The organism is Pectobacterium carotovorum (assembly GCA_016415585.1).
Classification (GTDB): domain Bacteria; phylum Pseudomonadota; class Gammaproteobacteria; order Enterobacterales; family Enterobacteriaceae; genus Pectobacterium; species Pectobacterium carotovorum_K.
In genome coordinates this window covers 3,464,690-3,488,681 of the sequence record CP066552.1, presented here as the reverse complement: position 1 = coordinate 3,488,681, position 23,992 = coordinate 3,464,690, and the positions used below count along the sequence as shown (strand labels likewise).

General features: G+C 47.9%; 16 protein-coding genes. 9 read left to right on the top strand and 7 right to left on the bottom strand.

Annotated elements, in window-relative coordinates:
- The 3 genes from qseG (at nt 1) to glnB (ending at nt 2,661) form a co-directional block, all read left to right on the top strand.
- Nucleotides 1-852, top strand: a complete 852-nt coding sequence (gene qseG / locus JFY74_15575; protein ID QQG27499.1) for a two-component system QseEF-associated lipoprotein QseG — start codon at nt 1-3, stop codon at nt 850-852.
- On the top strand, nt 849-2,186 hold the full coding sequence (gene glrR / locus JFY74_15570) for a two-component system response regulator GlrR (GenBank protein QQG27498.1): 1,338 nt from the start codon (nt 849-851) through the stop codon (nt 2,184-2,186). The genes qseG and glrR overlap by 4 nt, the downstream gene beginning before the upstream one ends.
- Before the next feature lie 136 nt (nt 2,187-2,322).
- On the top strand, nt 2,323-2,661 hold the full coding sequence (glnB, locus tag JFY74_15565; GenBank protein QQG27497.1) for a nitrogen regulatory protein P-II: 339 nt from the start codon (nt 2,323-2,325) through the stop codon (nt 2,659-2,661).
- A 251-nt stretch (nt 2,662-2,912) separates the two neighbouring features.
- Here glnB and JFY74_15560 read toward each other — a convergent pair whose 3' ends face one another.
- Nucleotides 2,913-4,019: a pectinesterase A gene (locus JFY74_15560; GenBank protein QQG27496.1), complete on the bottom strand. Its 1,107-nt coding sequence runs from the start codon at nt 4,017-4,019 to the stop codon at nt 2,913-2,915.
- Between the two features lie 98 nt (nt 4,020-4,117).
- Entirely contained in the window at nt 4,118-5,776 is a 1,659-nt protein-coding gene (locus JFY74_15555) for a rhamnogalacturonan acetylesterase (GenBank protein ID QQG27495.1), read from the bottom strand.
- A 646-nt stretch (nt 5,777-6,422) separates the two neighbouring features.
- Between JFY74_15555 and JFY74_15550 the strand changes: the two genes are divergently transcribed.
- On the top strand, nt 6,423-11,231 hold the full coding sequence (locus JFY74_15550) for a hypothetical protein (protein ID QQG27494.1): 4,809 nt from the start codon (nt 6,423-6,425) through the stop codon (nt 11,229-11,231).
- Nucleotides 11,232-11,834: 603 nt separating this feature from the next.
- On the opposite strand, the gene JFY74_15545 is transcribed toward JFY74_15550, so the two are convergent.
- Nucleotides 11,835-13,009, bottom strand: a protein-coding gene (locus JFY74_15545) for an IS3 family transposase (GenBank protein ID QQG27493.1) whose coding sequence is annotated in 2 segments (ribosomal slippage) — nt 11,835-12,751 and nt 12,751-13,009 — 1,176 coding nt in all. Because the reading frame shifts where the segments join, the coding sequence is not laid out codon by codon here.
- 814 nt (nt 13,010-13,823) lie between these two features.
- A complete protein-coding gene (gene hmpA, locus JFY74_15540; protein ID QQG27492.1) occupies nt 13,824-15,014 on the bottom strand; it encodes an NO-inducible flavohemoprotein in 1,191 nt (396 codons plus the stop codon).
- Between the two features lie 360 nt (nt 15,015-15,374).
- Here hmpA and JFY74_15535 point away from each other — a divergent pair, with 360 nt between their 5' ends.
- The 5 genes from JFY74_15535 to JFY74_15515 all read left to right on the top strand — a co-directional run bounded on the left by JFY74_15535 (nt 15,375) and on the right by JFY74_15515 (nt 21,099).
- The gene (locus tag JFY74_15535; protein QQG27491.1) at nt 15,375-16,628 is read left to right on the top strand and encodes a serine hydroxymethyltransferase; all 1,254 of its coding nucleotides are present in this window, start codon (nt 15,375-15,377) and stop codon (nt 16,626-16,628) included.
- Between the two features lie 267 nt (nt 16,629-16,895).
- Nucleotides 16,896-18,056: a 3-phenylpropionate MFS transporter gene (locus JFY74_15530; GenBank protein ID QQG27490.1), complete on the top strand. Its 1,161-nt coding sequence runs from the start codon at nt 16,896-16,898 to the stop codon at nt 18,054-18,056.
- Between the two features lie 43 nt (nt 18,057-18,099).
- Nucleotides 18,100-18,759: a DUF1007 family protein gene (locus JFY74_15525; protein ID QQG27489.1), complete on the top strand. Its 660-nt coding sequence runs from the start codon at nt 18,100-18,102 to the stop codon at nt 18,757-18,759.
- Nucleotides 18,750-19,853 carry a nickel/cobalt transporter gene (locus JFY74_15520; protein ID QQG27488.1) on the top strand — a complete coding sequence of 368 codons (1,104 nt, stop codon included), beginning with the start codon at nt 18,750-18,752 and terminating at the stop codon, nt 19,851-19,853. The genes JFY74_15525 and JFY74_15520 overlap by 10 nt, the downstream gene beginning before the upstream one ends.
- A 118-nt stretch (nt 19,854-19,971) precedes the next feature.
- On the top strand, nt 19,972-21,099 hold the full coding sequence (locus JFY74_15515) for an ABC transporter substrate-binding protein (protein ID QQG27487.1): 1,128 nt from the start codon (nt 19,972-19,974) through the stop codon (nt 21,097-21,099).
- 318 nt (nt 21,100-21,417) lie between these two features.
- Here JFY74_15515 and speG read toward each other — a convergent pair whose 3' ends face one another.
- From speG to purM, 3 genes are all read right to left on the bottom strand, one after another.
- The gene (gene speG, locus JFY74_15510; GenBank protein QQG27486.1) at nt 21,418-21,993 is read right to left on the bottom strand and encodes a spermidine N1-acetyltransferase; all 576 of its coding nucleotides are present in this window, start codon (nt 21,991-21,993) and stop codon (nt 21,418-21,420) included.
- Nucleotides 21,994-22,180: 187 nt separating this feature from the next.
- Nucleotides 22,181-22,819, bottom strand: coding sequence for a phosphoribosylglycinamide formyltransferase (purN, locus tag JFY74_15505; protein QQG27485.1), 639 nt, complete (start codon nt 22,817-22,819; stop codon nt 22,181-22,183).
- Nucleotides 22,819-23,856: a phosphoribosylformylglycinamidine cyclo-ligase gene (gene purM / locus JFY74_15500; protein QQG27484.1), complete on the bottom strand. Its 1,038-nt coding sequence runs from the start codon at nt 23,854-23,856 to the stop codon at nt 22,819-22,821. The genes purN and purM overlap by 1 nt, the downstream gene beginning before the upstream one ends.
- Between the last annotated feature and the right edge of the window lie 136 nt (nt 23,857-23,992).

Sequence of the window (23,992 nt, the reverse complement as noted above, 5' to 3'; positions counted from 1 at the left end):
ATGAATGCAGGGTTTATGAAGGGATGGCTTGCGAATAGCGTATTTTCCCGCCTTTTGACGGCGGCGATTGTGTCGTCGCCGCTCGTTTTGGCTGCGTGTAATAGCCATGTGAGCAGCGGCACGGCGTTGCTTGAGGCAGAGGCTACACCGCCGAAAGAGCAGGTTGCCGATTTTCGCATCGCGCAATGCGAGCATCTGTGGCAGATAGACGATCGTGAATCTATGAACAACGCGCTTTATTGGCTGCGGGCGATGGACTGCGCCGGGCGTTTGACGCAGTTCCAGGCCCGTGAGGAAGCCGGGCAGGTTGCGGGAGATAGCTGGGACAGCGTGTTTAAGCAGGGCATACTGCTGGATAACGCTGGTATTACTCAGGCTGAGCGCCGTCAGGTGCTGGAACAGATCAATTTATACCGTCTGGCTTTCCCTGCTGCGCTGCGCCCGCTGATGCAAACCTGGCGTGACAGACAAACGCTGTTTCTGGCGCTATCGGATGAGCGCCTGCGTTATAAGCGTTTGCAGGAATCCAGCGACAAACAGCTAGATGCCCTGCGTGTGCAGCAAAGTCACCTGCAATATCAGTTAGAAACGACCACGCAGAAACTGGAAAATTTGACGGATATTGAGCGTCAACTGTCGTCTCGTAAGCCGCTGTCAGGGGAAATGCCGGATAGCGACGGCGATCGCCGCGGTAGTTCCGGTGCGAATAGCGGTAGCGGAAACAAAGACGGTTCGCGCAATTCGGCAACGAAATCCAGAAATGAGCCAGTTGATGCGGATGATACCTATACGCCGCCGATGGAATCACATACGGACAACGCGACGAGGAAGAAGGAGTCAACAAGACAATGACAGCCCGAAAAACGGCGAATTTATTGCTCGTGGATGATGACCCCAGCCTGCTGAAACTGTTGGGTATGCGTCTGACCAGTGAAGGATTTAGCGTGATGACGGCGGAGAGCGGCCAGGAGGCGCTACGGCTGTTAACGCGCGAGACGTTCGATTTGGTGATCAGCGATCTCCGAATGGACGAAATGGATGGCATGGCGCTGTTTTCCGAAATTCAGCGCTATCAGCCGGGGATGCCTGTGATCATTTTAACCGCTCACGGTTCCATTCCCGATGCGGTTGCGGCTACGCAGCAGGGCGTATTTAGCTTTCTGACGAAGCCCGTCGACCGTGATGCGCTCTACAAAGCGATAGACGAAGCGCTGGCATTGTCCGCCCCGGCGGGTGATGAAAGCTGGCGTGAAACCATCGTGACGCGCAGCCCAATTATGCTGCGTCTGCTGGAGCAGGCCAGAATGGTCGCGCAGTCGGACGTCAGTGTGCTGATTAATGGTCAGAGCGGCACCGGGAAAGAGGTGCTGGCTCAGGCGATTCATGCAGCGAGCCCGCGTGCGAAGAAAGCCTTTATTGCGATTAACTGCGGCGCGCTGCCGGAGCCATTGCTGGAATCGGAGCTGTTCGGCCATGCGAAAGGGGCTTTTACCGGTGCGGTCAGCAGCCGTGAAGGGCTTTTTCAGGCGGCGGAAGGTGGCACGCTGTTTTTAGATGAAATCGGCGATATGCCGCTGTCTTTACAGGTTAAGCTGTTGCGCGTTCTGCAGGAGCGAAAAGTCCGCCCGCTGGGGAGCAACCGCGATTTGGACATTAATGTGCGGATTATTTCCGCCACGCACCGTGATTTGCCGAAGGCGATGGAGAAGAACGAATTTCGCGAAGATCTCTATTATCGGCTCAACGTGGTGAATATGAAACTGCCAGCGCTGCATGAACGTGCTGAAGATATCCCAATGCTGGCAAACCATCTACTGCGCGAATCCGCCAATCGCCACAAGCCTTTTGTGCGCACCTTTTCAACCGATGCAATGAAGCGCTTGATGACGGCAAGCTGGCCGGGTAACGTGCGTCAACTGGTCAATGTCATCGAACAGTGTGTGGCACTGACCAGTGCGCCAGTGATCAGCGATGCACTGGTTGAACAGGCGCTGGAAGGTGAAAATACCGCGCTGCCAACGTTTGTTGAAGCACGTCATCAGTTTGAGCTTAACTATTTGCGAAAACTATTACAGATCGCAAAGGGTAACGTGACGCAGGCCGCGCGAATGGCTGGGCGTAACCGAACGGAATTTTATAAACTGTTGGGCCGCCATGAGCTGGATGCCAACGATTTTAAAGACTAGCGCTGAGAGAGCGGGTAGCACGCCTGCAGCGTGATGCCGGGTGGATATGGATGGATTGTCCGCCTGAGTTCTGACATGCTGTTCACTTGCTGATGCTCGGCTTTGGCCGCAACATAGATAACACAAAGGTTCCTCCATGAAGAAAATTGATGCGATTATTAAGCCGTTCAAACTGGACGATGTACGTGAAGCGTTAGCTGAAGTGGGCATCACAGGGATGACGGTAACGGAAGTTAAAGGCTTTGGTCGTCAGAAAGGTCACACCGAGCTGTATCGTGGCGCAGAATACATGGTCGATTTTCTGCCAAAAGTAAAAATCGAAATTGTTGTGTCAGATGACATCGTCGACACCTGTGTGGAAACCATCACGCAGACCGCGCAGACGGGTAAAATCGGCGACGGTAAAATCTTTGTCTTTGATGTGGCACGCGTTGTCCGTATCCGTACCGGTGAAGAAGACGAAGAAGCGATTTAATCGTTTCGCCAGTATCGCTCTATACTCTAAATAATTCGAGTTTCAGGACAAAACGTTAACGTTTTGAATAATGCGAAGCGTTAGCCCTTTAGGGCGGTGCTCATTTATGAGCATCGTAACGCGGCAAGAGAGGGAATCCCGATGAGCTTACTCAGGTAAGTGATTCGGGTGAGTGAACGAAGCCAACGCACATGCAACTTGAAATATGACGAGTATAGAAGCCAGCCTGATGAGGGCTGGCTTCTCCACACTTACTTCCCTTTAGGTGCAGTGGGAATCCAACCCGCCAACACCTTGTCTGCCGTATATTCTGCTGCTTCCGCGTTGCTTAACTGGCGGCGCTGATCGTTTTTCTCTGCACCTGCGCCTTTGGATTTATACTCGAAAAAGCGTGAATCCTGTGGATAGAACCAGATTGTCGCACCTTGTTTATCTTTACCGGACATTTTGTCCCAGCCGTAGATGTGATCATCCATACTGGTGTTCAGGAACACCGTTTGCCCGATGGCATTAGGGTTGGCATAACGTCCATCTGGAAAGGTCGTTGTTGGGTGCCAAGGTCGACCCAGTCCATAACTTTTCGCGGGGACGCCTTTCTCTTTAATCACCCGGCTATTGGTAATGACCAATCCATATTTTTGCTTAATATCCGTGCTGGGCGCAGTGAGATAGCCAAGCGGCTGACCTTTCACGTCGGTACGGTTGCGTGAGACGATGTCGCAATTGTCAAATAATGCAGTGCCGTCGCCAAAGATGAAGTCAACGGTGCCGCTGATTCGACATTGTGAGAAGAAGCTGCGTCCGCCTTTCACATATAGCGTGTCCTGATACCCGACCAGGCTGACATCATGGAACCACGCACGATCGCTATTTTCGGCAACCAGCAGCGCAACGGCCTGCGAATCTTTTAGTTTAGTCGGATCGTCGCTGGCTTTAGCCTGATTGGCGGGGTAATCGAAATCATTACGGATGGTCAGCGAACGGGCACTGAAGTCAGGCGCATCGACTTTCACCGTGTTGCTGCCGTAAGTTCCCCATTTGCTGCCATCGGGTTTGAGCGTCCCGGCTGCGGTGGTCGCGGTGATCACGGTGCCGTTACGGCTTTCCCCCTTTAGATGAATGTTGGGGCGCGTAATCGTCAGGCGCTCATGATAGACACCATTTTTCACATAGATAACAAATGGCGAGCTGTCTGCCGGAGCGCTGGCAATCGCTTCAGTAATGGTTTTGTAGGCTTTGGCGTCCCCGGATTGGGCGGAAACCAGTGCATTGTAGTCGGCTGCCTGTGCTAGTGATAAAGGGGCGGAAATTAACATGGCTAAGGTCAGCGTCTTGCAGAGGTGTGAGGTGTCTATCATGTCCATAGTCCTTTAATTGGTATAGGGAAGGGTACATAACGCGCGGCGGTGAAGTACACCGCGCGCGATTCGGTCTTATCGTTTTACCTGACTGATAACTACTTGTGTTTGCTGGCCGTTTTTTCCGCCAGCGACGCTAAAGCGGGTTCCTGCCGAATGGCATCAGCGACAATCCCTGCCACGGCGATAGCGCCTTTTTTCTGAAAATGGGTGGTATCTGGTTTGCTCAGGCTACCCGCCTGATCGCGATAAAAAGGATATTTTTTGGGATCGATCACCAGCCAGTACTGTTTCCAGCTATCGCTGTTGCCCTGATTCGCCAGCGCGATAGTGGCTGGCTCAACGTCCAGTAAAATCACCTTGTTATCTGCTGCCGTATTCTTGATGGTCTGGCTGTAATCGCCGATGAACGCGTAGCCGTTATCTGCATTTTGCTTGGTGAAGTGGCTATGTACGGCAGGCGTGCCATCTTTGCCTTCAGCTGTTTTCACTCGGGTGGTCGGGGTAAGCAGAACCGGTGTGAGTTTGTGCTGGCGGGCAAAAGTGATGTAGCGCTCCAGCGATGTCTGGAACGACATATCGGCTTTCCCCTGCGGGGCCTGTTTTTTCCCTGCCGCATCGTTCGGGTAAGTACAGAGGTTAGCGACATCAGCTGGGCCACGTACCGCCTTCGCCCCGTTGCAGTTTTGATCGTTGTGTCCCATTTGGATAAACAGGAAATCACCTTCCTTCATCAGCGGCTGCATCTGGCGGAACCAGCCTTCGTAGAAATAGTCGCGTGAGCTACGGCCTGAACGTGCGCCATTGACGATTTTTACGCCGCTATTTTTACTGAACTGTTGTTCAAAAACCTGTCCCCAACCCATACGTGGGAAGCGCCCCTTTTCATAGGTGGCTGCTGTCGAGTCGCCGACGATAAAGATTCGAGTTTGTGCTTTCTTAATCGCATCCAGATTCTGACGTGCAGCGCGATAATCCAGTGGTTCATAGTCGCCTTTGTCGTTCAGGCCAACAATCGGGTGAAATGCGCTGTCAGTCAGCACGGTGTGGCCGGAGTAACCCGTATTGTTGTGATAGTTGCGGTTATGGTTTATGACGCTGACGATTTTGGTGACCGCATCCTGCTGAGTCGCAGGGTAAGTCAGAGGATCGAAACTCTTGGGCGCACTGACGCCTACCTGTTTTAGCGCGTCATTAAAGCCTGCATGAAAATCAGCGTAGGCTTTTTTCCATGCGGCGGCGTCCAGTTTCGGTGATGCCGTATCGTCTGTGAGCTGCTGTGGACCAATGTAGCCTGCTGCTACCGCGATATCGGAAGTAATGCGGTCAGTCAGCGGGTTGATATTGGCAATATTCTCTTTACCGTCATGCAATGACGGGGCGACAGCGGACAGGCAGATTGCACGGGAGATATTATTCAGCAGGCAGTTATTGCCGCCAGATTCGACGGCTAAAAGACGTAACGGTGGTGTGAGGCCAGAGATATCGAGGTGATATTTTCCTTGCTCATCGGTCTGTGTTTGCCGCTTCTGACCCTGCTGGTCTCTGATAATGATGGTGGCAGGCAGATGAACATCCCGTACAGTAACATGACCGGATAAACCGGTTTTTTCACCCAGCGTTGAACCCGACAGTAAGTTAACGCTGTCCGGCGCGGCGGTCTGGTGTGCCGCGGCGGGCGTTTTAGCGTGTACCAGTGTGAAAGGGGCGGAAAGTATCAGCGCTAAAGCTACACTTTCTGAAAAACGTTTTGCCATGGTCAGACATATCCCTTGTTGGTTAGTCGAAAACGGTTAATGAACCCAGGCGTTATCAAAGGAAGGTCGCTGTTTTTTATCGCTCTTGTCACGGCCTTTAGCGAGAATGTCGGGATTTTATTGTGCACCCAAGCTGCGTTCAAATACTTGCTTTGGTGTACCAATACTTTGTGTTGTTCAAAACGCTAACATTTTTCCTAGCACTCGAATTATTAAGGGCATAAATGCAGACCTATGGTGAAGTAATCACTTATTAAAAATGAAATGTTATTTTAATAATATTTACTTGTCTGTGACCCACCTCTTTTTTAGCGGAGTGCTTATGTCGGGGGGATATCGAAAATTATTGTACGTCAAAGCTGTTTTTGTACTCAGGCGGATAATTTCACGCTGGTGTATAGCGATACATGCAGGGCGCACACCATGGATAAATGCCAGGGTAAATAAGCTGACTGGGGGCGGTAGCTGAAAGTACTGTACTATCTCTAGTTTAAGAAACTAAGTGTCAATTAAACGGCGAAGCCACAGGCTACAGTGCTTCACAGGTATGCCGTATACAGACTCTCTATAAAGATGTTTTCTTGATAGCAAAACTATTTCTGTCTGACGAAAATAAGGTAACAATTTGCTATTTTAGGAAAAAATGATGTTACTTACTGACTTAACATCAGACCTCTCATCAGTCAGCAGAACGTTGGAATCCACCGGTAGTCCAAGTCCGGAAGCGTCGGATAGCTGGTTTGACGCCATCGACTACATTGAGATGGAAGATACTTGGTTTGACGCCTGTGAAAGTCATCATGCTCCCCCCACAGATACCCTGATCCCATTTACTGAAGACTGTCGGCGTAGTGTTCAACAACTGATCCGCACTCTGGGGGAACACTGTGAGAGCAAAATGCTTTCCGCCTGCCTTTCGAAAATACTTCCCGGTACCCCGATTAGCCTCGTTATCGCGGCAAACAGCCTGTATACCGCCATTACAGAACAACGGAACATTGATACTGCGGTATTGCATGCCCTCGGACTGGCATCATGGTGCCTTCCTGATGATATTAATATCGTTTCCCGTCTGGCGGAGTTTATCAGAGAGACAGCCACCAGTTGGGCTGATAAGAGTTTTCTGCAACATTTTCTGGGCAACGAGGAAAATCACTCATCTACCTGTCTGTTTACAGCCCTTGCGGTTACGACCATCGTGGCCAGACGTTGGATGAAAGACGAGAGTGCTCCTCAGCGTGGTTTGCTTAAGGTTCCTGCCTTTATAGCTAATATTTTTATCCGCACGAGCCATTACTGGAATACGCTGGGAAATATGGCGCGCAGTCCTCTGTCCGACGATGAAATGCTGGAAAATGCCGAACCATTCCGACATGTCCCCGCTTTTGAGGTCGATACTGTGGTGGAAATGACCGAAGATGTATGCGATACGGCAGCTCTTTGTTCTTCTTCTGCACCACTGTTCACCGCATTTTCGTCAAACTCAACCATTAACCCAGAGGCTTACTTCCGAGCGACAGTGCGGGGCAACTCCGTCTCAGCGTCTAGGGCAAATTATCGCCTTCCGGTGCCTGAACAGGCACACTTTCTGGCGATGGACAAACTTCGGCAGGAAAGCAGTCTTTCAGACTTGTTGTACTGTGCGACCCGGAAAACTAAAACCCGTCAGCAGACAAACGAAAAGATCGTCACCGCAGCGCATTTCAATACGAAATGTGATGCGATTACTTATCCTGAACCACTGACTAAAAAGGCTGAGAACTTAGCTGTACATACAGATATACTTGAAATGCCAATGTCTTCACCAGCAGCAGGTCGGGATAGTGGAGATACTTTGCTCCCCTTGGTGATAACGGCAACGGTAACTGCTGCTGCACCCGTGTCATATATGCAGGCTCTGAAAAGCAAAACTGTTATTGCTACTGGCCTGACTGCCGGCCTGACTGGGCTTATCGTGGGGGGGAAATTGCTGCGGGATAGGATTTGGGGGCAACAACCTAAAACGCAGCGGGGAATCGAAAAGTTATCACAATTAGATTTTTTAACCGAAAAGAGACTCAATAAAAATTCAAGTTTGATTGACTGGTTAGTTTATAAAAATAAGATAGAGTTATATACCTTTCCCACAGAAAAACTTCCATCACCTGGAGATAATTCCGATTCAGTTATGTTAACTGACGCTTCTATTTTAAAGACTCAGTATGGATATGTTAAAATAACAAAACTATTTTTAGATAGTAATGCTGAGTTAAAATTTAATGCACCATGTAGCCAGCACGGAAAATCAAGGGTAGAAATTGATTTTGATAATAAAAAAATAATGGATCGCAGTCTTGGTTTTATCTCTGAAACTATCATTAACGATATTATTGGTTGTGATTCTAGTGAGTATTACGCCGATTTAAACGAGGTTTTTTTTCGTTTGATGAGTGAGTCATTATTTAGAAATCCATCTCAAAATTATTTTGATGTTATTGCAGATTTTCATTGGAGAGTTAAAACTATATTTATTTCAAATGACGAGAATATTATTAAAAAATTATCATACATGGAATTTGAGATATACAGAAAAATAAGGATTTATTTTAATGATGAAATCGCAAGTCCATTTGTTTTTACGAGAGGTCCGATAATAGGATCATCTGATTATCTTAGTTTGAGAAGAGGCAGTGATGCCTATTTTTTTGTCAAAGAAATACTCTCTGATGGATGGAAGGATCAAGATTCTATCAGAGCGTTAATTACTGAAAATGAATCAGTTCTGAATGTTAATGGTGAGTTTTTTTTGTGTAGAATATACTCTGAAGGTTTTGGGGTTATTGTAAATAGAAATGAGGAGTTTTTGTCGGTTAAATTTTATCGGAATATTGGTTGGGGGATGAGTGAGAATGATTTTTTTTATATTAAAAACGAAGATGGATTATTTGAACCTAGCTTGGATAAAATTAAAAAATACTATTTTCCATTTATTGATGATGTATCAGAAATAATTCCTGAATTAGATGTAATTATTGAATCGGCTTTTGTGGAAAACAGGGAGAAGACTTATGATGAATTTCTTTGTCTATTTATAAAAAAGATAAAAGAATATATCTCTAATTTGGCTTTGGATTCGAAAAAAGAGGAAGCCGTTGCACTGTTTATTCTGATGGTGTTGAGAGGTAAGTTGTCATCAATAAATTCATATGCAGGTGAAATTTGTTTCGGTGGTGAAGATATAATATTTAAGCGTAAATTTGTAAACATACTAAATTTGGCTCAGACGTCTAAGGTGGATGAGTCCTTCTATAACCAGGCTATCTTCGGTGTAAAATCCATAGATAATAAAATCTCTGAAATTTCCAGAGATATTGAAAATAAAAAAAATCGAATTGAATATTTGGAAGGGATGAAACGATATGAGAAAAGTAAAATCCTTTTTTTTACTGGTAATGACTTGTCGATATTTATGATAAAACATAATGTCAGTGTTCAGGGTGATATATTGGAAATAAATAATAGATGGGATGTTAAAATAAAAAATGAAAGATTTTACTTAAGGTTTTTTCAATCTAAGTTGGATTCATTAAAAAAAGAAAAGTTGTTAGTTGAACATAACTTTAAAATTATAAACGAGGTGGTTAGTGAATTTGATAATGCACCAAACCAGATAGAGGGATCAGATAGAAACAATAAAATCTCATTCGAGGCATATAGTAAACAATTTCTATCATCGAAAGGTTTAGGGAACTACACAGAGGATGATATTAAAAGAAACTCATATAGAATACTACATTATAACTATCTTGGTTATTTAAATGAATTATATAATGTAATTCACCCTTTTATTATTGATGACGATATGTCATGGGATGGACGAGGGGATTTGCTTGATATAGATATAGCAATGAAAAATGCAGGTGAAATTTACGCGAGAGCTTTTCCCCAAGAAGTCGAACATGATAGGGGATATATTATCTATTTTATTGCTGCGTATATATTTTACAAACACGATCACAGGGAAGGAGATTGTGATTTATTTGAAATGATGAGATATTATAATGAAAAAGGGAAGGAGTTTTTAGGGCGGGTTTTTTTTACTGAACTCCTAGCACCTGACGGATACGTACCTTTGGAGGATTTTCTACCCGGGAGTTTTTTCTCCTCAAGGCGTATGTATACCGATCAATTTAGTAATTATCAGGATAATGGATCGGTTGATTATGATACGAAAATTTTTTCAAATACAATTCTACTTAACGCAAAAAACCTTCCTTTAGAAGACTTGATATTGCCACCAAAACGGGTGGCATATTATAATCATAGCGGAGGTGAGATAAAACGTAGTTACGGAAAGCAAATTCACCCAGACATTGGATTTTATGGCTTCATTGAATGCTATTCTGGTAATTATCTGGTAATTAATTCTTTCTTTGGGAATATTCAGGTTCGTTATTTAAATTCAAAGGAGCTAGGGGAGTATTTTTCCTTAGATGAAAATTCGCGATTTGGTTTTGAAAGGCAATATGGTGCTTTTGTGAATGGTGAGTATTTTGGCGAGGGGCATATAATACAAACTGATCCTAACAAGAGATATGAAAGTATTATCCACAGGGTGGACTATTTTCAAGAGTTTCATGATAAAAATTTCATTCAACTCAAGGATGCAATATCATCACTAGTAAGGAAATATATTGTCTATTCAGCAAATAATTATAAAGACAGCATGGATAACCCGTCAGTGCTTGCTAAAATTGCCGGTTTTACTCTCCCCTTTTTTAGTGAAATATATGGTGTTTTAACGGATAAGTATCACCAGTATGATACCGATAATATTATAATGGATACGTTTTGTATTACGAATCTTTTAACTAGTGCTGGTCTTAGCCTCTATAAAGTGAGTAGTCAGGGTATGAAGAGCATTGCACAAACCGCTTTTTATTATAGACGTAGTGGACTTCGAGGTATCAAGCTAGCGGAAGCTGTTTTGGCTGATAGCCAAAAAGTATGGGGTTCTATTGCGACACTATCTGCATTTCAGTTAAAAAAAATAATGATAACTATTGCTGACCCTATCGGAATTACTGGTTTTATAAAATCAAATAAAGAAAAAATAATGTATGATATAATCAATGATTATAATAATTCTAAAGGGTTTTATTCTGATTTGCATAACTTCGCCAAACCTATAACTACAACTACTGATGTTATTGGTGAAGGATATAAAATAATAGATAAAAATGGTAAGTTTAAAGCAGAGTTTGATCCTATTATTGATGCGTGGCGTCTTGTCGGAGGTTATACGTCTGATGCTCCTTTAAGGTTAAGTGAAAATAATGAATGGGAGGTTGATTATGAACTTTATTTAAAGGAAAAATTAATTTCTATCGATGAGTTAAGTGTTTCTTCTTCTCGTGAAAATGGTAATGCCGTGAAAGAAAGTAAGTCATACTCCCAAGGTGAGAGAGATAAATGATAGAGTCGGGATGTCTCATGACATAACTAGTCTAGGGGACCCTCATGTACTAATTAATGCTAAAAATGGTGCCACCGTCACGAAAAGAGAATGTGGTGATGCTTTCAATTCGTATTCATAGAGAGATGAGACTCAAGTAGTTAAACCAGCAGACAGAATACTTGTTACTGCACATGGAGATGCAACAATTTTGAAAAGAAAATTCACAGTTATTGAGGGGGTTTAATTGAATTTTTGGCGCCTTATAGAAAAAGGTTGGAATATCTCGGCGTGGATATTGTTAATATTCCTTATTTGGAATTCAACTCCCAGGTTTCCCCACTCTGATTTTAGTGTAGGAAGTATAAAAATGGATGGTATCCCTCCCCCCCCCCACACACACATACGGATGTTAAATCAATCACTGGCCTCTCTAATCAATAAATGGGAGAGGTTAGAGGAGATAACTTAAATTTTTTTTATGGTGATATAGAAAAAGATATTGTTACAGCCATTGGCTATATCCTAAATAATTCGAGTTGCAGGCAGGCGGCAACCGCACGAGTCCCCAGGAGCTTACATCGGTAAGTGACTGGGGTGAGTAAGAGAAGCCAAGTGTAGTGGTCAACAAAAACTGGCCACGGCTTTAGAGTTTTTCCAGAACAATCTTTCTGATTCATTCGGCGTCAAACCACCATTATATTGATGAGGTCTGAGCTGGCTGTAATATCCTGTGATGTAATTCGTTATTGCCGTGCTGGCTTGGCTAAAATTCGCGTAGCCATTATCCGGTACCCACTCTGTTTTCAGGCTTCTGAAGAACCGTTCCATTGGGCTGTTATCCCAGCAATTTCCCCGGCGACTCAGACTTTGCTTTATCTGATATCTCCACAGTAACTGCCTGAAATTCCTGCTGGTATAGTGACTGCCTTGATCCGAGTGATACAGTAAATTAGCCGGTTTTCCCCGTGCTTCCCAGGCCATCGACAGGGCTTTACCTGTCAGTGCTGAATCAGGGAAAAATGACATCGCCCAGCCAACCGGTTTACGGGAAAACAAATCGAGTACTACAGCCAGATAAGCCCAGCGTTTTCCCGTCCAGATATAAGTCACATCACCGCACCAGGCCTGATTAGGCTCGGTAACAGCAAACTGGCGATCCAGATAATTAGGGATCTCAATGTGTTCCTTAGACGCCTTCTTATAACGATGGCCAGGTTGCTGACAGCTGATAATATTGAGCGCTTTCATCAGCTTTGTTGCCCGCCAGCGGCTCAGTTTTATACCTTTGGTGGTGACCATCGCGGCAATGCTTCGCGCTCCTGCTGAGCCGTTACTTTCGCGATAAACTTCACGCACAAGGCTCAGTAATGCCACTCTCGTGGTGTCAGGCTTCCTGGGCTGCCGCCAGTATTTATAACTGCTGCGATGAACCCCAAACACGTTGCACACAACGGCAACAGGAAACCGCGCCCTGAGTTTCTCAACTAATGAGAATTGTTCAGGGAGTCTGACATCAAGAGCGCGGTAGCCTTTTTTAATATATCCCTTTCCATTTCAACGCGTTGAAGTCTTTTCTTTAGCTCACGTATTTCAATCTGCTCAGGTGTCATGGGTGAAGCAGTGGGTGATTTTCCCGCTCGCTCTTCTTTCAGTTGTCGAACCCATTTGTCCATCGTGGATTTGCCGACATTCATTGCCGTAGCAGCGGCGGCAACGGTGTAGTGCTGATCGAGTACAAGCTGGGCAGCTTCGAGGCGAAACTCGGGGCTAAAATTACGTCTGTTACGTCCGGTCATAATGTCACCTGTTTTGACTGTGAGGTGATGATATCACCTCTATTCAGGTGGCCAAATTCAGTGTGCCACTACAAACGCACATGCAGCTTGAAGTATGACGGGTATATAATCGTTCTGCTAGAAAGTATCCCTATGTTCCAATAACAGATGTTATTACTGTTAAAGATAAGCTATCTCATGAATTAGTTGATCCAACGCTAAGTAAATTAATGAGGGAGTTAAAAAAGATAGAGCATCCAGCAACGGTTATTACCGTTTGCATTTGTAGGAAACCTGTATCTCACTCTAGTTTTGCTTATAATGAAAAAAGGAGTGCCAAGGATACTATATCTCAGGAGAAAGTTCCTGTTGAAATTGAAATATATAATTATCATGTTGATGATGGAGTAGCGAAATTAGTATCGTAAAACGTATTATATTTACGATGATTATAGATGTATTGGTGATGAAAATTTTCTAACAGTAATTTTTTTTCCGAGTCTGTCAGTAATAACGTATAGTTGCTCACTCATTAAAGGTGAGCGCCCAAGCGCTCATCGAACTCGATAATAAAATGAGTTATTGCCAGTCGTCAGTGTTGGATCAGTATACTCCATTATTTTTACGTGGCCTGAATCATGCTTTTCAGATATTAGATAGCGCTCGTGGTGCCGATAGTCTCGGAGGTAGCTGAGTAATGTATTGAGGTTTTTCTACTAAACCAAATTGGCAGGTTTATTTTTGACTATTTAAATGACTGTTTAACGGTATTTTTATGATAAATGAAAAAAGGTCGCAAAAGCGACCTTTGGGTTTGATCCGTTATCAATGAGGGTTAGACAACTTTATGCGGACCAAAACATTCGTAATGCAACTGCTCAGCGGGCGTGCCCATAGCCAGCAACTGCTGTGCGATAAACTGCATGAAAACCACAGGGCCGCACAGGTAATAGTGCATATCTGGCGTGGTTAATTCCTCTTTTAACGAGGCCAACTGCATCAGCCCGCTGTGATGATAATCTTCGCCCGGACGATCGGCCTGCTGCGGTTCCCGATACCAGATGTGGTGCTGAAACTGCGGCAGAGACTGTCCCGTTTTTCCGATTTCATCAGCAAATGCATGTGCTGTGCCGTTTTCTGCCGCGTGCAGCCATAGCACCTTCGCCTGATGGCCCTGCTGTTTGAGCGTATGTAGCATGCCCAGCATCGGGGTTTGCCCCACGCCGCCAGAAATCAGGGCAACCGGCGTGGAAGCGGGGATATCAAGGAAGAAATCGCCATGTGGAGCCGCCAGATGAATGATATCGCCTTCGCGAGCGGTATCATGCAGATAGCCGGAAACGGTGCCTTGTGCTTCGCGTTTAACCGCAATTCGGTAGGACTTTCCATTTGGCGCATGAGTTAGAGAATATTGGCGAATCTCCTGATTGGCAAAACTGTCATGCTTGATGTAAACCGCCAGATATTGGCCCGGCTGAAAATCAGCAATTGGCTGGCCGTCGGTGGGTTCCAAAGTGAAGCTGGTAATCACCGAGCTTTGTGGCTGCTTGTTCACAATACGGAAAGGTCGCACACCGCTCCAGCCGCCGTTTTTCGCTTCGGTGCTGCGGTAGATATCGCCTTCGCGCTGAATGAAGACATTCGCCAGCACGCCATAGGCTTTACCCCAGGCATCCAGTACTTCTTGCCCTGGGCTAAACAGTTCATCCAGCGTGGCCAATAAGTGATTACCCACGATCTGATACTGATCGGCCTGAATGTTAAAGCTAGCGTGCTTCTGGGCGATGCGCTCAACTGCAGGCAGCAGCGCGGTCAGGTTTTCAATATTCGTTGCATAAGCACAGATGGCATTGAACAGCGCTTCACGCTGATCGCCATTGCGCTGGTTGCTCATGTTAAAAATATCTTTGAGCTCAGGGTTATGCGTAAACATGCGATCGTAAAAATGCGCGGTCAGTTTCGGGCCGGTTTCCGCCAGCAGAGGAATGGTCGATTTAACGATGGCGATAGTTTGGTTATCCAGCATGGTGACTCCTTATTTATTGGTATGATTTATAAGTTGTATTTTATATGCATCTTATTGGGTTTGTCCGCTGCTGTAAATTACCTTTTTGGTGGTAGGGGTTTTTAGGCGGAGCCAAAGGGAATAACATGAAGAAATAGCAGGTTGAGAATGAAGAAAAATCCGTTTACCACTGCGCAACAGATATTTGCTGAAGCCTTGTGCTGCCTGTAGCTAATCGTTTGCGTAAAAACCTCTGTCAAGACCTATCTTCATGAGGGAAAAACGGTTTACACTATACGCCATTCCCCAAAAGGGTAGCCCAATTCCCAAATGGGCCATTAATTCCCAGTATATTTATGTTAGCTGAGTCAGGAGATCCGGATGTTAAAGCGTGAAATGAACATTGCCGATTATGATGCCGACCTGTGGCAAGCAATGGAGCAAGAAGTGGTGCGTCAGGAAGAGCACATTGAACTGATTGCGTCAGAAAACTACACCAGCCCACGCGTTATGCAGGCTCAAGGGTCTCAGCTGACGAACAAGTATGCTGAAGGTTATCCGGGCAAACGTTACTACGGCGGCTGTGAGTATGTTGATATCGTTGAGCAACTGGCGATCGACCGTGCGAAAGCGCTGTTCGGTGCAGATTATGCCAACGTGCAGCCGCACTCCGGCTCTCAGGCGAATTTTGCCGTTTACACCGCGCTGCTGCAGCCGGGCGACACCATTCTGGGTATGAACCTGGCACATGGTGGTCACCTGACGCACGGTTCTCCGGTTAACCTGTCGGGCAAACTGTATAACGTCATTCCTTACGGCATCGACGAAAGCGGCAAGATCGACTACGACGAAATGGCTGAACTAGCGCGTACGCATAAGCCAAAAATGATCGTTGGCGGTTTCTCTGCTTACTCCGGCGTGGTTGACTGGGCGAAGATGCGCGAAATCGCTGACAGCATCGGTGCTTACCTGTTTGTTGATATGGCACACGTTGCCGGTCTGATTGCCGCAGATGTTTACCCTAACCCGGTTCCTCATGCTCACATCGTGACCACCACCACGCACAAAACGCTGGCTGGTCCACGCGGTGGCCTGATTCTGGCGAAAGGCGGCGACGAAGAGCTGTACAAAAAACTGAACTCAGCTGTTTTCCCTGGCGGTCAGGGCGGCCCGTTGATGCACGTTATCGCGGGTAAAGCGGTTGCGCTGAAAGAAGCGATGGAGCCTGAATTCAAGGTTTATCAGCAGCAGGTCGCGAAAAACGCCAAAGCAATGGTTGAAGTCTTCCTGTCACGTGGTTTTAACGTCGTTTCTGGTGCAACCAGCAACCACCTGTTCCTGCTGGATCTGGTGAGCAAAAACCTGACCGGTAAAGAAGCTGATGCTGCGCTGGGCCGTGCAAATATCACCGTGAACAAAAACAGCGTGCCTAACGATCCGAAGAGCCCGTTTGTGACTTCTGGTATCCGTATCGGTACACCAGCGGCAACTCGTCGTGGCTTTAAAGAAGCGGAAGTACGTGAACTGGCTGGCTGGATCTGTGATGTGTTAGACAACATCAACGACGAGGCGACCATTGAACGCGTGAAACAGAAAGTTCTGGATATCTGCGCCCGCTTCCCGGTTTACGCATAATTCGGCATTTTCTCTGACATCACTGTCGGAACACTTCCCAAACGCCAGCCTGAGTGCTGGCGTTTTTTATGGCGGCTATCCCTGCGGGCCGTTGCTGACGCAACGTTAAAAATTTCTCCCGGAAATTTTTTATGCCTGTCGATCGGGCTGGTATCTCCGTTCGCGTTTAATGACGAATAACGCGTTGCGCCGCCGTGTGCACTCTGACACAGTAACCAGCAAAAAAGTGCCGAAGCTAGGGGAGTTCGTCACTGAAAGGGAGGAATCATGGTTTTGCAATCGACGCGCTGGTTGGCGCTGAGCTATTTCACCTATTTTTTTTGCTATGGTGTTTTCCTGCCGTTTTGGGGCGGATGGCTGAAAGGCGAGGGGCTGTCCGCTGAGTCCATCGGCATGCTGTTGGGAGCGGGGCTGGTGGCGCGCTTCGTCGGCAGTCTGGTCATCACGCCCAGCGTGAAAGATCCGTCCAAATTAATTACGGTATTACGTGGGCTGGCGTTGCTGTCACTAGCGCTGGCCGTCGGTTTCTGGCTGGGGAATGCCTGGCTGTGGCTGATGATAGTGATGATCGGGTTTAACCTGTTTTTCGCACCGTTGGTGCCGCTGACCGATGCATTAGCCGCGACCTGGCAGCGGCAGATCGTGATGGATTATGGCAAGGTGCGCGTCTGGGGCTCGATAGCGTTTGTTATCGCTTCTGCAGCAACGGGTGAACTGGTCGCTATCTGGGGACATCCGGCGATTCTGGCAATCCTCAGCGCGGGGCTGGTTGTGATGCTATTAGGCATGCTGCTTCGTCCCAGCGTGATGCCGCAAGCGGCAGCGTCGACAGCCCAATCAGTCAACGTCACACCGTGGAAAACGTTGCTGACCGAACCCGCGGTATGGCGTTTCCTGCTTTGCGTGTCCCTGTTACAGGGGGCACACGCGGCTTACTATGGTTTCAGCGTCATTTATTGGCAGGATTCGGGCTATTCCGCCTCGATTATCGGCTATCTCTGGTCGTTAGGCGTGGTTGCGGAGATTGTCATCTTCACTTTCAGCCAGCGCCTGTTCCGACGCTGGAGTGCGAGACAGCTTCTTTTGCTCTCGGCCGTATGCGGCGTGGTGCGCTGGGGCTTGATGGGCGCGACAGTGGCTCTGCCGTGGCTGATTGTGATACAGATATTGCACTGCGGTACGTTCACCGTGTGCCATCTGGCGGCCATGCGCTTTATCGCGGCACGCAGCGATGGGGACGTATTGCGGTTACAGGCGGTGTATTCCGCGTTGGCAATGGGCGGGAGTATTGCGGTGATGACGATGGTGTCCGGTTTTCTGTTCGAACACCTGCAGGGCGGTACGTTCTGGGTGATGGCGCTGCTGGCGGTTCCGGCCCTGTTTATTCGGCCTTCTGTCAGCCACCATACTGCTGTCGAAAAGGCGTAAGAAATGGCGTGTACTGTCAAGATAACGTAGTGTGGTAAAAATAATGTTACATTATAACGCTTTGAAACGGTGGTGCGGACGGATAACGTTGCTGATGACAGGTTTGGCATTCGGCCAGCCCGTTTTCGCTCACCCACACAGTTTTATTGATATGCAGACGACAGTTGAGAGCAAGAACGACAACATCACCGGTTTACGTATGCTGTGGACGATGGATCCCATCACGTCTGCCGACCTGTTGTATGATGCAGGGAAGGCGAAGAAGGACTCTGAAGTCTGGAAAAAGCTGGCGGCGGAAGTGATGGCAAATGTGTTAGGGCAGCACTATTTCACCGATATTTATCGTGATGGTCAGCCCGTGAAATATGCGCCGATGCCAACCGAATATCACCTTTCCCGCAAAGGCAATCAGGCGGTACTGGAGTTTGTGCTGCCGCTGGCGCATCCACAGCCGCTGGCGGGCAAGCCTTTGCTGATTTCTACTTACGATCCTACCTACTTTGTCGATATGTCCTACCAGAATGACAAAGCCGTTACGCTTGCACCTGCGCTGGCTTCACGTTGTAAAACTTCGCTCGTCACGCCGGAACCTAACGCTGAACTGCAATCCTATGCGCTGTCGCTGGATAAGAACGATGCACCGGATGAAGACATGGAGCTGGGGAAACAGTTTGCACAGCGGGTGACGTTGCAATGTCAGTGAATCTCGGTTCGCTGCCGCGTCAGCGCCCGTTGTTGAGCCGATTGCGCGATCTGTGGCCGCTGTGGCTGTTTTTGGCACTGCTGGCCTCGGCGTTGCATTACATCGTGGGATACTGGCCGCAAATCGTGCTGCAAAGCGCGATCTGGCAGAAATCGCTGCATCAGCAGATGTCGCACCTGTTGCAGATGGTGGAACAGCAGCCGCATCAGGCGGGGCTGAGCCTGATGATGTTCAGTCTGGTCTATGGCGTGCTTCATGCCGTCGGGCCGGGGCACGGTAAAGTCGTCATCATGACCTATCTGGCTACGCACCCGTCGAAGCTGAAAAGCAGCCTGAAGTTGACGCTTGCCGCGTCGCTGGTTCAGGGGCTGATGGCAGTCGCGCTGGTGACCATGGTGTTAGGGATTTTGCAACTGTCGAGTCGAACGTTGCATAACAGTAGTTTCTGGATGGAAAAGGGGAGCTTCGTGCTCGTTGCGGGGTTGGGGCTACTGCTCTGTTTCCGCGCGTTGAAACAGCTGTATATCGTCCTTGTTCGGCAGCCTAAGCCCGCGACGATTTTGCGCGTGACGCCTTTACACGTAGATTCTTTGAATGCAACCCAGCTTAACGTACCGACCGATAGACGTATGGCGCTTCGCCCGATGCCTATGCTTTCCTCTTCTCCTCATCAGCACGATGCCGACTGCGGCTGCGGGCACCGCCATCTCCCGAGCAATGAGGAACTTGAGCGCGATAGCAACTGGCGTACGCGGCTGATGATTGTGTTGGCGATGGGGATGCGCCCGTGCTCAGGTGCTATTCTGGTGCTGCTTTTCTCTAAAGTGATCGGCGTGTATTGGTGGGGCGTGGCCTCTGCGCTGGTGATGGCTGCCGGAACGGCAATTACGATCTCGGCACTGGCCGTGTTGGTTTTTTACTGCCGTCGCGTGGTTGAGCGCTTAGGTGCAAACCGCGTATCACCCGTGTGGCAGCGTGCAACGTTTTCTCTTCTGGCGTTTGCTGGCGGGCTGATTTTAGTTGGCTCTGGCGTCCTGTTTTACCTCAGTGCACAGCCCGCGATGATGGGCGGCATTCGGCCCTTCTCCGGCTGATTTTTCCTTTTATTAACGCTGCGCTAAAAACCCATTGCTTCTGATAATCACGGCAGGATATCATTTAAATAATGATAACTATTATCATTTGTAACCATAATCGCAGAAGGGAATAAGAATGAAGAAATGGCTGTTTTCAGTCGTTGCTCTGTTGGGGCTGAGTGCGAGCGTTGTCGCCAGCGCTAACCCGATTGTTATTGAAGACGTTAGTGGCAGGAAGGTAGAAATCAAATCCGAAGTGAAGCGGATTATCTTAGGGGAAGGTCGACAGATTTATCTGCTGGCTGCCTTTGATACCGAGGCTCCGTTCCAGCGCGTAGTGGGCTGGCGTGACGATTTGCCGAAAGCCGATTACGACGGCTATTTGGCTTACGAAAAGCAATACCCAGAAATTAAAAAGCTGCCGACCTTTGGCGGAGCGAAAGACGGCACTTTCAACGTCGAGCAGGCATTGACGCTGAAGCCGGATTTGGTACTGATGAATCTGGAATCAAAAGCGGCGACGGATGAAGGCAAGTTGATTGAGAAGCTCAGTTCGCTGGGCATTCCGGTGGTGTTCATCGATTTCCGCGAGAAGCCGTTTGAGAACGCAGAAAAAAGCATTCACATCATGGGCCAACTGGTTGGCAAACCACAGCGTGCGGAAGAGATTATTAAGTTCCGTCGTGAGCAGATTGAGCTTGTCACCGATCGGTTGAAGAACTATCAGGGTCCACGTCCGAAAGTGATGATCGACCGCGCGGGCGGCTATGATGAAGAGTGCTGCATGTCATTCGGTGATGAGAACTTTGGTCGTATGGTTGAGGCCGCTGGCGGTGACAACATTGCCAAGAACATCATCCCCGGCACGTTTGGTACGCTGAACCCTGAACAAATTATCAGCTCTCGCCCGGATGTGGTGGTGGTGACTGGGGCTAACTGGAAAAACTACAACACGGCGAATGGCTGGGTTGGCGTTGGGCCGGGAGCCGATCAGAAGGAAGCGCTGCAACGCCTGCAAAAACTGATGGAACGCTCAGCATTCAAAACGCTGCCAGTAGCAACCGACGGCAATGCGCATGCCATCTGGCATCAGTTCTATGACAGCCCGTATCAGTTTGTAGCGATTCAGGTATTAGCAAAATGGATGCACCCGGAACTGTTTAAGGATATCGATCCTGATGCAACGTTCCGTACCTTCCATGAGAAGTTCCTGCCGCTGCCCTATCAGCCAGGCTATTGGGTTACGCTGCCAGCGAAGAAATAATTTTGCCAGACAGTAAACCAGATAAGAGAAAAGCACTGAACCTCATCGGTCAGTGCTTTTTTTTGTACTTTTTTCGCTGATTCTATCGTCTATCAACAGCAGCATTGGCGATGTTTATTTCACCGCATTCTTTGTCCTGCCGGAAAATAAAGCAAACGTTTCCCTTCCTACAACTTCATTGCAGGATCGTTAGATGTTTCGGTGAGCAGGGGGGCAGTTGCCGTGTTTTATGATGTTCAACGTAAGCAGGCTAGGGAAACTTAGCCTGCTGTGCATGTCTAGAGATAACTAACGGATAAAGCTTATTGGTTGGCGAATTTATTGGCTGATAGCACTTCCTAGCGCTTTGCCGCCGATTTCCGCTACCGTTTTGTGTTTTGCCAGATATTGATATTGGAAAATGCACATACGGATTGCATTGCGGTATTCGCCATTAACGAAAAATTCGTGAATCAGCTCGCCTTCTATCTCAAACCCCAGCTTGCTGTAGATATGGATCGCTTTCTTATTTTCCTTATCCACAATCAAATAAAGCTTGTAGAGGTTCAATACCGAAAAGCCGTAATCCATTGCCAGCTTGGCCGCCGCACTGGCGTAGCCTTTGCCTTGATAGGCGGGATCGATAATGATCTGAAATTCCGCGCGACGGTGGATATGGTTAATTTCCACCAGTTCAACCAGACCTACTTTGGTTTGCTCATGTTCAATAATGAAGCGCCGCTCGCTTTGGTCATGAATATGCTTGTCGTACAGATCGCTGAGTTCGACAAAGGCCTCGTAAGGCTCTTCAAACCAATAACGCATCACGCTGGCATTGTTATCCAACTGATGAACAAAAGTAAGATCGTCTCGCTCCAGCGGTCGTAGCCGAACAGAATTGCTCGTACCGGACATAGTGAATCCTTAATTGATTAGATAAATGTGAAACGGCATTGCCGGCGTCACGCTGGCATGGATATGCCAACGTGAGTATAGCTGTGGGGAGGCTGGCGCTGAACTCTCAATGTGGAATGAAACATCGCAAGAAATGCCCCGCATCGGTGAGACACGGGGCTAAAGTATATTAGAAACAGGGACAGAACTACTCGGCAGCATAGCCCTGTGGCGGAATGCGAACGCTGTCCAGCCAGGCTTCACTATCACGCATCACCAGTCTGCCGTTCAGGAACCAGTTGATGACCATCGGATAAATCGTGTGCTCGTGCGTCTTCACGCGCTCGCTCAGGCTTTCTTCCGTGTCGTCACTAAATACAGGCACCTTCGCTTGCAGAATCAGTGGGCCGCCGTCCAATTCATCGGTGACGAAATGAACGGACGTCCCATGTTCCCTATCGCCATTTTCCAGCGCCTTGCGGTGTGTATGCAGGCCGGGATATTTGGGCAGCAGAGACGGATGAATGTTCAGCATTTTGCCGGCAAACTGGGCAACAAATTCTGGGCTAAGAATCCGCATGTAGCCTGCTAAGATCACCAGCGCGGGTTCATATTGCTCAATTTCGTTTGCCAGTGCGGCATCAAATGCAGCACGGTCGGCAAAGTCTTCAGGGTTCAGGACGCACGTAGGAATATTCGCATTCTGTGCGCGTTCTAGCCCGTAAGCCTCCGCATTATTACTGAATACGGCGACGATCTTTCCTTTAAGGCGTCCGTTCTTACAGGCGTCAATTAACGCCTGTAAGTTGCTTCCATGACCTGAAATCAGCACAACGATGTTTTTCATCAGTTAATAACCACTGCGTCTCCGGCATCGGTTTGAGTAATGACGCCGATTTTCCATGCGTTTTCGCCGCTGCTGTTGAGTAATGCAACGGCCTCGTCTACCTGTTCGGCTGGCAGTGCGATGATCATACCAACACCGCAGTTGAAAGTACGATACATTTCGTGGCGGCTGACATTACCAGCCTGTTGCAGCCAGTTGAAAACAGCAGGCCATTGCCAGCTGGATTCGTCGATCGTCGCCTGCATACCTTCTGGCAGCACGCGTGGAATATTTTCCCAGAAGCCGCCGCCGGTCAGGTGAGAAATTGCGTGGACATCGACTTTTTCAATCAGGGAAAGTATGGACTTCACGTAGATTTTGGTCGGAGCCAGCAGGTGATCGGCCAGCGATTTGCCTTCCAGCTCGAACTGCTCTGGATCGGTCTTACTGACTTCAAGCACTTTGCGCACCAGCGAATAGCCGTTTGAGTGCGGGCCGCTAGAAGCGAGGGCAACCAGAACATCGCCGTGCTGAACTTTGCTTCCGTCAATGATTTCTGATTTTTCTACCACACCGACGCAGAAGCCAGCAACGTCGTAGTCTTCGCCGTGATACATACCCGGCATTTCGGCGGTTTCGCCACCGACCAGCGCACAGCCTGATTGCTTACAGCCTTCCGCGATACCAGTAATGACGCTGGCAGCGGTGTCGACATCCAGCTTGCCCGTGGCGTAATAGTCGAGGAAGAACAGCGGCTCAGCGCCCTGAACGACCAAATCGTTCACGCACATCGCAACCAGATCGATACCAATAGTATCGTGGCGTTTCAGGTCCATCGCCAGGCGCAGCTTGGTGCCGACTCCGTCAGTGCCGGAAACCAGAATCGGTTCGCGGTATTTTTGCGGTAAGGCGCACAAGGCACCGAAACCACCCAATCCACCCATAACTTCCGGGCGACGGGTCTGTTTCACTACACCTTTGATACGGTCTACCAATGCATTACCCGCATCGATATCCACGCCTGCGTCTTTATAGCTGAGAGAGGTTTTGTCGGTCACTGCTGAGTCCCCACGAAGGTTACGGGTCGTATTCAGAAAACACGGTATTTAGAAAACATACTGTGGTAAAAATGGTACGCGCTAATTCTAACAGTGTAGGCAATCGTTTGCGAGTGATGAGTCATCGGCTGGTTAT